Annotated in this window: 4 protein-coding genes and 5 pseudogenes; 2 read left to right on the top strand and 7 right to left on the bottom strand. The window is 65.0% G+C overall.

Annotated features, from left to right (window positions below; translation table 11 throughout):
• Window positions 1-55: 55 nt before the first annotated feature.
• From YO9_RS0108005 to leuC, 4 genes and pseudogenes are all read right to left on the bottom strand, one after another.
• Window positions 56-799 (bottom strand): lysophospholipid acyltransferase family protein, encoded by a 744-nt coding sequence (locus YO9_RS0108005; protein ID WP_016996994.1) that lies wholly within the window; start codon window positions 797-799, stop codon window positions 56-58.
• A gap of 57 nt (window positions 800-856) precedes the next feature.
• Window positions 857-2,175: pseudogene (murA, locus tag YO9_RS0108000) on the bottom strand (UDP-N-acetylglucosamine 1-carboxyvinyltransferase).
• Between the two features lie 98 nt (window positions 2,176-2,273).
• Window positions 2,274-2,873, bottom strand: a complete 600-nt coding sequence (gene leuD, locus YO9_RS0107995; RefSeq protein WP_016996993.1) for a 3-isopropylmalate dehydratase small subunit — start codon at window positions 2,871-2,873, stop codon at window positions 2,274-2,276.
• A 62-nt stretch (window positions 2,874-2,935) separates the two neighbouring features.
• Window positions 2,936-4,399 (bottom strand): annotated as a pseudogene (gene leuC, locus YO9_RS0107990) (3-isopropylmalate dehydratase large subunit).
• 235 nt (window positions 4,400-4,634) lie between these two features.
• On the opposite strand from leuC, the gene YO9_RS0107985 reads away from it, so the two are divergent.
• Complete coding sequence (locus YO9_RS0107985) at window positions 4,635-5,369, top strand: IclR family transcriptional regulator (RefSeq protein WP_031272904.1); 735 nt, start codon at window positions 4,635-4,637, stop codon at window positions 5,367-5,369.
• A 176-nt stretch (window positions 5,370-5,545) separates the two neighbouring features.
• Here the strand turns inward: YO9_RS0107985 and YO9_RS0107980 are convergent.
• Window positions 5,546-6,276: pseudogene (locus YO9_RS0107980) on the bottom strand (alpha/beta fold hydrolase).
• Window positions 6,277-6,385: 109 nt separating this feature from the next.
• On the opposite strand from YO9_RS0107980, the pseudogene YO9_RS0107975 reads away from it, so the two are divergent.
• A pseudogene (locus tag YO9_RS0107975) lies at window positions 6,386-7,047 on the top strand (helix-turn-helix transcriptional regulator).
• A 31-nt stretch (window positions 7,048-7,078) separates the two neighbouring features.
• Here YO9_RS0107975 and YO9_RS0107970 read toward each other — a convergent pair.
• The gene (locus tag YO9_RS0107970; RefSeq protein ID WP_317259796.1) at window positions 7,079-8,521 is read right to left on the bottom strand and encodes a P-loop NTPase family protein; all 1,443 of its coding nucleotides are present in this window, start codon (window positions 8,519-8,521) and stop codon (window positions 7,079-7,081) included.
• Window positions 8,522-8,741: 220 nt separating this feature from the next.
• Window positions 8,742-9,609, bottom strand: a pseudogene (locus YO9_RS0107965) (ABC transporter); the annotation flags it as partial.

Raw genomic sequence — 9,609 nt, 5'->3', positions numbered from 1 at the left:
GCCGCGGCGGCTTCCGGGGGTGCCTCGCGGTCGATCGGGCGGCCGGTCGAGGCGTTCATCGGGATTCCTTGGGAGCGCTCGGATCGAAGCGGTCCGCGGGAGCTTGTTCACCGCGCAACTCGGCCAAGAGGGCCGTAATGCGGTCCATGATCACCGTGGTCGCGTAATTCAGATCGTCCGCGGTGGGCTGGTCCGTGGTCTGCTTGCCCGGTCGCATGAGCTCTTGCGGCTGAAGGGGTTCACCGATGAGCACGCGGACCTTCTTGGGCGGCAACAGGTTGAACGTCCGCTTACCCTGCGGGTCTCGATACAACACCTCTTGGTCGCCCCAGTGCGCCATGGGCACCACGGGTATCTGACCCTGCAGCGACAACCGTGCCGCGCCCGTGTGGGCTCGCATGGGCCACATTCGCGGGTCACGCGTCACGGTCCCTTCCGGATACACCAGGATGGCGCCACCGTCGTTGAGCTCAATGAACGCGGCTTCCAGCGAATCCTTGGCGCGCGTGGTCCCGCGGTAGACGGGAACCATCCCGATGTGGGAGAGCAAGCGACCGAACACGGGAACGCGGAACAAGGATTCCTTAGCAAGGAACCTGGGCATGATGCCCGACTTGTAGACCGGGTACGCCACCGTAATGGGATCGATCTCGGTGAGGTGATTGGCGGCAACCACGAATCCTCCGGTGGCCGGAAAGTTCTCGGTTCCCCGCCAGGAGATCTTGGCGACCAAACGGTAGAGGGGAATGGCGATCCCCGCCAGAACCCGGTACGTGGACCGCTGCGACGTTCTACTCACTCGAGCATTCTCTCCCTACACCGCTCGTGACAGACACTCGCTGGGCTGATTTATTGCTCAGCGTTCTTCGAGATCGAAGTCCGCGCCCAGTCCTGCCAGCTTATCGGTGAAGTGCTCGTAGCCGCGTTTGATCAGTTCGATGCCGGTCACGTGGGAAACGCCATCCGCCGCCATGGCCGCAATCAAGTGCGAGAAGCCACCGCGCAGGTCCGGGATGTTGATGTCCGTGGCCTTCAACGGGGTCGGGCCGGAGATCACGGCCGAGTGCAAGAAGTTGCGCTGGCCGAAGCGGCACGGCACGGAACCCAGGCACTCACGGTGCAGTTGGATTCCGGCGCCCATGCGGTTGAGGGCGCGAGTGAAGCCGAAGCGGTTCTCGTAGACCGTCTCGTGCACGATCGACACGCCTTGGCCTGGGTCAGGGCGACCACCAGGGGCTGCTGCCAGTCGGTCATGAATCCGGGGTGCACATTGGTTTCCACGATGAGCGGGTTCAGGTCCCCGCCCGGGTGGTAGAAGCGGATGCCCTCATCCTGGATATCCAAGCCACCGCCGAGCTTCCGGTAAGTGTTGAGGAAGGCCATCATGTCCGCCTGCTTGGCCCCGGCTACGAAAATGTCACCTCCGGTGGACAGCGCCGCAGAACCCCACGATGCCGCCTCGATTCGGTCCGGCAGTGCGCGGTGTTTGTAACCGCGCAGCTCGGGAACACCCTCGATGCGAATCACGCGGTCTGTCTGGACCGTGATGATCGCACCCATCTTCTGCAGAATGGCGATCAGGTCCATGATCTCGGGCTCGGTCGCGGCACCGCGCAATTCGGTGTGGCCCTCGGCGCGCGTGGCGGTCAGCAAAACCTGCTCGGTGGCGCCCACGGACGGGTAGGGCAGGTCGATCTTGGCGCCTTGCAGCCCGTGCGGTGCGCTCATGCGGATGCCGGATTCCAGCTTCTCCACGCGCGCACCGAAGTTCCGCAGAACTTCCAGGTGGTAGTTGATGGGTCGGTCGCCGATCCGGCAGCCACCCAGGTCGGGGATGAACGCCTCGCCCAGGGCGTGCAGCAGCGGACCGCACAGCAGGATCGGGATCCGAGAATCACCGGCGTGCGCATCGATATCCGCGTGGCGAGCCTGGGTGACGTTGGACGGATCGAGGGTGAGAACGCCGTCGGCGCCGTCGCGAGTGACCGTGACCCCGTGCAGTCCCAAGAGGTTGGTCACCACGGAGACGTCTTTAATTTCCGGGACGTTGCCCAGAACTGACGGTGTGGAACCGAGCAGGGCAGCGACCATGGCCTTGGGAACCAGGTTCTTGGCTCCGCGGACGGTGACCTGACCTGACAGCGGAACTCCGCCGGTGATTCGTAAAGAACTCATGACCTACCGATCTCGGGGAAGAAAACGTTCCGTCGCATACCGCAGTACGGAACCTGCCCATTCTAACGAGTCGACAGACTTATCAGCGCACTGAGTTCTCAGCTTTTTGCCGGGAGCGTGACGGGCTTGAACGCCGGTCGGCCGTCTTCGTAGGCCTTGATGTCCTCATCATGTTGCATAGTGAGACCAATGTCATCCAAGCCTTCCATCAGACGCCACCGCGTGTAGTCGTCGATCTGGAAGGGAACCGTGACGGTGTCGCACGTGATGGTCTTGGACTCGAGATTCACCTCGATCTCGATACCGGGCTGCTCGTCCATGAGCTTCCACAGCAATTCCACGTCCGACTGGTCCACGTGCGCGGCCAGCAAGCCCTGCTTGCCGGAGTTGCCGCGGAAGATGTCAGCGAAACGCGAGGAAATCACCACGTTGAAGCCGTAGTCGCGCAGCGCCCACACGGCGTGCTCACGCGAGGAACCGGTGCCGAAGTCCGATCCGGCCACGAGAACGGAACCGTCCTTGTAGACGTCCTGGTTCAGCACGAAATCCGGGTTCTTCCGCCAGCCCGCGAAGAGCGCGTCGTCGAAGCCCGTCTTGGTGATGCGCTTGAGGTAGACGGCCGGGATGATCTGGTCCGTATCCACGTTCGACTGCTTGAGCGGCACACCGGTGCCACGGTGGGTGATGAATTTCTCCATGGTGAAGTCCTAACTACAGCTACTGGGCCACCTGCCGGTCCGGCGGGGCACCGACGAACGATTTAGACGGCGGGCACGGATTCCAGGTCCGACGGCGCACTGAGCGTTCCGCGCACGGCGGTGGCCGCCGCGACCACGGGCGAGACCAAGTGGGTACGACCGCCCTTGCCCTGGCGTCCTTCAAAGTTTCGGTTGGAGGTTGAGGCGCAACGCTCCCCCGGTGCCAGCTGATCCGGGTTCATGCCCAGGCACATGGAGCAACCAGCGAAACGCCAGTCCGCCCCGAAGTCCTTGAACACCTGGTCCAAGCCCTCGGCCTCAGCCTGCAGGCGAACCTTAGCGGAACCGGGAACCACCATCATCCGCACGTTGTCGGCCTTGGTGCGGCCCTTGACGATGTCCGCTGCGATCCGCAGGTCCTCGATGCGCGAATTGGTGCACGATCCCAAGAAGACCGTGTCCACGGGGATCTCCTTCATGGGAGTGCCTGCTTCCAGGCCCATGTAATCGAGTGCGCGGCGGGCGGCGTCCTTGGCGTTGTCGTCCCCGGCGTCCTCAGGATCCGGCACGTTTTCGGACAGGGGCACGCCCTGGCCGGGGTTGGTGCCCCACGTGACGAACGGTTCCAGCTCGTCCGCGTTGATGAAGACCTCGTTGTCGAACTCGGCACCCTCGTCCGTGTGCAGGGTGTTCCAGTACTCGACCGCGGCGTCCCAGTCCTCGCCCTGCGGGGCGTGCGGACGGCCCTGGACGTAGTCGAAAGTGGTCTGGTCCGGGGCGATCATGCCGCGCGGCACCGGCCTCGATCGACATGTTGCAAATGGTCATGCGGGCTTCCATCGACAACGACCGAATGGCCGAGCCGCGGTATTCCAGCACGTAGCCCTGGCCACCGCCGGTGCCGATCTTGGCGATCACGGCCAGGATGATGTCCTTGGAAGTCACGCCGGGCTTGAGGGTGCCTTCAACGGTGATGGCCATGGTCTTGAACGGTGCCAGCGACAGAGTCTGGGTGGCCATGACGTGCTCGACCTCGGACGTGCCGATACCGAAGGCCAGAGCACCGAACGCACCGTGGGTCGAGGTGTGGGAGTCACCGCACACTACGGTCATGCCCGGCTGGGTCAGACCCAGCTGGGGACCCACCACGTGCACGATGCCCTGTTCCGCGTCTCCTAGGGAGTGCAGGCGAACGCCGAATTCTTCACAGTTGGCTCGCAGGGTGTCGATCTGCTTGCGGGAGGTCTCGTCCTTGATGGTCGAGAAGATGTCCTCGGTGGGCGTGTTGTGGTCCTCGGTCGCGATGGTCAGATCGGGGCGGCGCAGACCACGGCCGGCCAGGCGCAGGCCCTCGAAGGCCTGGGGGCTGGTGACCTCGTGGACCAGGTGAAGGTCGATGTAGATCAGGTCGGGCTGGCCGTTCTCGCCTGGCGCACCAGGTGGTCCGTCCAGACCTTCTCGGCGAGCGTGCGCGGAGTGGCGCTGGAATCCTGCGCAGTGGTGCGGGCTCCGGTGGTTTCTGACATCTAAACCTCTCCTGATCATGGCTGCGCCGGCGAACCGGACGCGGGGTACCTCGCGTGGATCGCTCGGCACCGTGTTTTCTCTATGGTCCACGGGACACGCCGAACAGTTCCAGTGTACTCGCTTGCTTCTCGCATTGTGAGACGGCAGTCTTAGAGCATGGACATTCTTGATGCGATGGATCCCACCGGCGCACCCCTCGGAACCCCCCTCGGCGGTCAGGGAACGGGAGCGGGCATGCCCGGGGAATCATCGTTTTCACCTTCGGGCGTGGGCGTCATCGACAAGGCATCTCTCATTCTGGACGCGCTCGAAGCTGGTCCCGCGTCCCTTGCGGATCTTGTGGAGGCCACCGGGCTCGCTCGCCCCACCGTGCACCGTTTGGCCGTCGCTCTGGCCCACCACCGCTTTGTCGGTCGTGACGTGCAGGGCCGTTTCGTACTGGGTTCGCGGGTGGTTGAACTCGCCTCGGCCGCGGGCGAGGACCGTCTCATCTCCGCCTCGGCACCGGTGCTGCTCCAGTTGCGCGACGCCACCGGCGAGTCGTCTCAGGTCTTCCGTCGGCAGGGTGAGTGGCGCGTGTGCGTGGCCTCCGCCGAACGTCCCATCGGCCTGCGCGACACCATCCCCGTGGGCACCCAGCTGTCCATGAAGGCCGGCTCCGCGGCGCAGGTTCTCATCGCGTGGGAGGACCACGCTCGATTGATCGAGGGCCTCGCCCACGCTCGCTTCTCGGCGACCACCTTGGCTGGCGTCCGACGCCGCGGCTGGGCCCAGTCGATCGGCGAGCGCGAGCCGGGCATCGCTTCGGTCTCGGCACCGGTACGCGGGCCTTCCGGACGAGTCATCGCGGCCGTGTCGATTTCCGGCCCCATTGAGCGGCTGTCCAAACAGCCGGGTCAGAAGCACGCCGAGGTGGTCGTGCAGGCCGCACGCCAGCTCACGGAGGCCGTGCGGGTGAGCGCCGCCTAAGTGTGCTGAGCGGATACGTTGATCGATCGTGCGCACGGCGGCAGATTCTCGCAGGCAGTATGGGGATGGCGATGGTTGTAACAGTGCAGCCACAGCTCGAGTTCACCGCGGCACTCGGTCTCGAGGCGAAGAAGGCCCCACTGAATCGGCCGGCTCCTTCAAGTTGCGAATGCAGTTCAGCTGGACTGTGACGCGGCGGATCGGATGACCTCGGCAAGGTCACATGGTCGGCTCCACATAGGCCAGTGTCCCGTGGGGAGGTCGATGATGTCGACGTGTTCGAAATTCGCAACCTCCGCAAACATGGGGTGGCCTGCCTGGACCAGTCCCGTCACCTGCTCGCCTGAAATAGAGCAGCACACCAAGGTCGTGGGGACACTGTGGCGGGACTCGTTCACGAGCTCCACGGGCTGACGAAGCACTGAGGCAGGCTCCGGGACAGCTCTCATCCGGAATCGCTCAAGGACCTCGGCGCTCAAGCTTCGAGGCTCGCCTGCTGTCCGAGGGCATCGAACGACGGAAGAGGTAGTTCTTCGAGCTCAGCCGGGAAGTCAGGGGCGAACACGGCGCTGTCCGCCACGGGTCCGGAATCAACCCACACGATGCGGGAGACAAGCTCGGGGTGCCGGTCAAGGACCAGGCTGACGGGGGCGTTGGCACCGCTGTGAGCAACGAGAATCGCAGGCTGATCGCCTCGCTGAGTGATGACGTCCCGGATCGCTGCTGCCTGGTCGTCAAGTGTCTTCGCCAAACGGTTCGTGTCGTCTCCGTCGAGACCAGGCAGAGTCATCGCGACTGCGCGAGTGTGGGCGGCTTCGAGGTGTTCAAGGGTTTCGTCCCATGCCCATGCTCCCAGCCAATGGCCGGCGATGAGAACGATGGTTGGACTGTTCTGAGTAGTTGTCATGTGACTACCCTCCCAGCCCAGGTGGACAAGGGTGTGTCACTATTTAGGGCATGAATTTGCCAAGGACTCACCTGTGAGGCGCTCCGAACGTCTTCATGCTCTGTCCGAGATGTTTCGTCGAAGTGGCGCGCGGGGCGTCTCTGCTGAACGGTTGGCGAGAGAGTTCGAAGTTTCGGTGCGGACTATCAAGCGAGACCTCGGTGCACTGGAGCACGGCGCGCGCCGATCTGGTCTCGTCCAGGCCCCGGCGGTGGGTATGGACTGGCCAAAGGCGGGTCGCTGCCTCCCGTCACCCTGTCCTCGTCGCAGGCCGTGGCGCTCATGGCGGCTGTGTCTGCCGCACCCGAGGCTCCCTACGCAGATCTGGCTGCAGCTGGCATCCGGAAGATCATGGACGTCCTCGATCCCAGAACCCGAGCGCAAGCCCACGAGCTGGCCCACCGTATCTGGGTCAAGGATCTTCCTGCCTCCTCTCGCGCCGTCAGGTCAGCGCTGGAAGAGGCGATGGCCGAGCAGCGGTTGATTCGTATCCGCTACACGTCACGAGACGGCAGCACCACTACTCGTGACGTCGAGCCTGTGCTGTTTGCTTCCGCGAGCGGCAGGTGGTACTTGGTCGGTTGGTGCCGTCTGCGCAACGCGATGCGATGGTTCGCCGTGTCACGCATTGAGCGGGCCAGCGTCACCATGACGCCCGGCAGCGGCCATACCGTCCACGAGGTCGGAGAGCCTCCAGAGAACGCCAAACCGGTGTACGGAGAGGACGAGTGACTGCCTCGATCGCCCTCTCCGATCAGTACACCTAGGCCACGGGACTAGTCGTCCTGGCCAGTGAATCCCCGAAACTGCGGTGCGCTTCGAGCTCGCGTTCCACCGGAGTCTCCACGAGCTCGCGTGCGGTCTCGCGCACCGACTCGCTCAGGCGGCGTCGTAGGCGGGAGGCTCGCATGCGGGACGCGATCGACGCGATGACCCCGCCCGTGATGGCTAGGAAGATCGCAACCACCACACCCGTGATGACCATGAGCGTGGGCACCGGCAGCGGGAAGCCCTCGACCGTGGGTGTCGGCGGCAGAGGGATCTGGAAGTATTCGGCGGCGAACAGACCCAGCAGCCAGAGCAGTCCCAGAACGGTCATGGCCATGGCGATCCACTGCAGCACGTCGAAAATGATCCACCACCAGGACGCCGAGCGCGCAGAGAACTTGGTACGGGCCACCGCCTGATCCAAGGCATCCGGAAGACGCGATTCGTGGGAGCGGGCGGCCACGCGAACGCTTCGACGCCACGGTGCTCCCGCACCCTCGGACACGGCATCTGCGTAATTGCGAACCGCGGAATCCGCCGCGGCCTTCTGTGCCGCGTTCATCGGAGGCAGCGAGGTGCGATGGACCGAAGGATCCGAGCCCTTGTCGTGACTCTCGATGTGCAGTCTCTTGAGCGGGTCCTTACGGAACTTCGCGAGCCAACGTGTGGCAATCCAGCCGGTGTGTTTACCGGCGCGCAAGCGATAGGAGCGTGCGGCGGCGTCGGCGATGAGGTCCACGCCGGCGGCGCGAACGAGACCAGCGGTCAGTCGCTCGCTCGTCTCGCGGGTGATGCCGCGCGGATCGCCCTCGCCGGCGGCTTCCGCGAGCACTTGCCCGGCGTGAACCACGTCCGCCTCAAGTCGCTGTCCCGCGGCCGCCCGGTGCGCGGCGATCCCGTGGATTCGTTCGCGCAGTTCTGGCACACCGTCGCCGGTCAGTGCGGACACGGCCACCGGGGTGCTGGGCCCCGAGGTGGGCAGCCCGTCCTGAGCCAGCAGTTCTCGCAGCGACGCCAAGACGTTGGGCAGATCCGAGGGTGCCAACCGGTCGGCCTGGTTGAGCACCACCATGGTCACTGCTCCGTGGCGGGACAGCGGCTGCACGAAGTCCTGGTGCAATACGGCGTCCGCATACTTCTGCGGGTCGACCACCCAGACCACCACGTCCACGAGACCCACCATGCGGTCCACGATCTCCCGGTGCTCACGCGTGACCGAGTCGAAGTCGGGCAGATCCAGCAACACCAGGCCGCCGCTCGTGGTACTAGCTTTGCGGCCCTTGCCGGTGCTGATGCTCAGGGCCGGGCCCACCACGTGCCGGTCGCTCACGTCGAGCCAGTCGAGCAGGGCTTCGCTGCCCTCGTCACCCCAAATTGCCGCGAGCGGCTGGGAGGTCGTGGGGCGGCGGGCCGCAGTGCGCGCGAGATCCTGGCCCACCACCGCGTTGAACAGCGTGGATTTGCCGGAACTGTGGCCCCGAAGAAGCCGACCACGGTGTGATCAGCGGATAAGGCCCGTCGCTCCCCCGCGCGATCCAAGGCGTCACGGGCGGCGGTCACGGCCTCTTGATCGAGACGACCCTCGGCCAGTTCCGTGGCTTCCGCGAGTCCCTTGATCCGGTCGGACAGTGTGATCTCGGGTTGTTTGTTGCGAAGTTTCACAGGGACTCACCGGCCGTGCGGATGTGCTGAGCTGCGCCGCGCAACTCGCCCGCGGTGGGGTGCTCGCCCAGTTCGTCCAGGCGGTCCAGGAACGCCTTGGCGCGCTGATCCAACAGCTGCTTGATCCGAGTTTCCAGGTTCTCGCGGGCCTTCTGGCTCATGCGACGCACGGCGTCCTCGCCGAAGACCGCTTCGAGCAGTTTGGTGCCGACCACACCGGAACCGCCGGCAATGCCGACCTCAAGACCGGTCAGGCCGCCGGTCATGGAGAACACCCCGATCATCAGGATCACGGCCAACGCGTTGACACCCAGGGACATGGCTCGGGCCTGCGTGCGCTTGCCCGCGCCCTCCTGCTGGATCATGAGCATCACGTCCGACTGCCACGCGCGGATGTGTTCGGCGGCGGTTTCGGGATAGTCATCCGGCAATGCGGACAGATCGCGTCCGGCCAGCAAAACCTGCCCCGCTGTCTCATCGCGCCAGCGTCGCTCGGCCAACTCCGAGGCCCTGGCCGTGTGTTCGACGATCACCGCCTGCAGACCGGTTTCGATCGCCTCCTCGACCTGAACCTCCGGGGCGGGCTCACCCTTGAAGAAGGCAGTGATCCGGTCGCGCACGCGGCCGATTCCGGCCTCCAGATTGCGGAAGAATTCACCGGTTCCCACGAAGTCCTGCCAGCGCGCAAGCACCTCGCCACGCAGCAACGTGCCGTCGCGGGTCGAGTCGATGACCGCGTCCAAAGCGTCGTCGAACGCGGTGGTCACCTCGCGGCGCAAATGATCCTCGGTGCGCTGCTGGCCCTCCACGGCGTCCGCGGTGTGGTCGGTGGTGTCCGCGAGTTCGCGCACGGCACCGCCCAGG

Source organism: Kocuria atrinae C3-8 (assembly GCF_000286355.1).
In the GTDB taxonomy this organism is placed as follows: Bacteria; Actinomycetota; Actinomycetes; order Actinomycetales; family Micrococcaceae; genus Kocuria; species Kocuria atrinae_A.
This window is presented reverse-complemented; position numbering and strand designations above follow the sequence as displayed.